We start from the raw sequence: 1,029 nt of genomic DNA, 5'->3' as shown, positions 1-1,029 counted from the left end.
CCGACTATTTGCAACAGTGCCATCGCCGCTACTGGAGCTATCGGCAAATCCGCATTGAAGCGCCCCCAAAGCAACGTTTTCTTCGTGTATGGATCCCCCAAGTGATGCGGGTCGAAGGCCAGGCGCCAAGGTGGCAGCCCAGCCAGTTTCTCGATGCGGCTGACCGGGTTTTCGATGGCCCATACCGAAGGACGGTAATACTCGATGGTACGCAGGGTCTGGTGGACAAGTTCCACGGCGGCGACGGTGCGGCCGTCCGCATCTTTGGCGGCGAAATGCTTCGCGCCACTGATAGCGAACTCCGTACATGGACAGGCAGCAAGGACCGCGTAGATATCCAGGCCATCGAAGTCACCGAACCAATCTGAGAAGAAATTCACGCCGAATGCGTTCACGTCGCCCGTTTCGGGGTTGTCCTGGATATCGAAGCGCACGACCTGGTAGCCCGCCTCTTCCCATGGTCTGGACCATTGGCCGGTATGGTCGAACAGCGATAGCACGATGCGCCCCTCGTTTGCCCGGGTGCAGTGCTGCGCGAGCGCATGGCTGCGCCAGGAATCGACACGGCTGCGGGCTTCGCCCATAGCCATCCAGCCGTGTGAACGGGTGTATCGCCGTACTTTGTCGGCCAGACGCACAATCTCATTCGAGCGCGGTGCAGCGAACAAGCGGTGGTCAATATCACCAGCGTCTGCGAACTCGCCGCAGATCCCGCTGAATCCGTCATCACTTAGGGCAAAGTTTTCGGGGAATAGGCTGAACTGCTCGCACTTGGACATAGGCTTCCTCCATCCACCCGAACAAGATACATAACTTACATAAGTTATGCAAGTTACCTAATTTATGTATCGCATCATGCTTCAGCGGTGGGCGTCGAGATTGGAATCCGGCAGGAAGACATCAGCGGCGCCAGGCACCTGGTGCTGCGGATCCGTCCGGCGCGACCGGTGAGCAGCTGGTGGAGCACGTCGACCTCGATCACGCCCTGCAGGTGGCCATCGGCGCCGGCGGCGCCAGGCACCTGGTGCT

Annotated in this window: 1 protein-coding gene; it reads right to left on the bottom strand. The window is 59.5% G+C overall.

Going from position 1 to position 1,029, the window contains the following annotated elements; all coding sequences use genetic code 11:
• Positions 1–779 (bottom strand): DNA cytosine methyltransferase (locus JHD77_RS31800; protein WP_233412018.1); only part of this gene is annotated, 779 nt, incomplete at its 3' end.
• Between the last annotated feature and the right edge of the window lie 250 nt (positions 780–1,029).

The sequence above is a fragment of the Pseudomonas sp. P20 genome (assembly GCF_016463925.1).
Taxonomy (GTDB): domain Bacteria; phylum Pseudomonadota; class Gammaproteobacteria; order Pseudomonadales; family Pseudomonadaceae; genus Pseudomonas; species Pseudomonas aeruginosa.
Note: the sequence above shows the minus strand (reverse complement) of the source record. Positions and strands in the feature narration are given on the sequence as shown.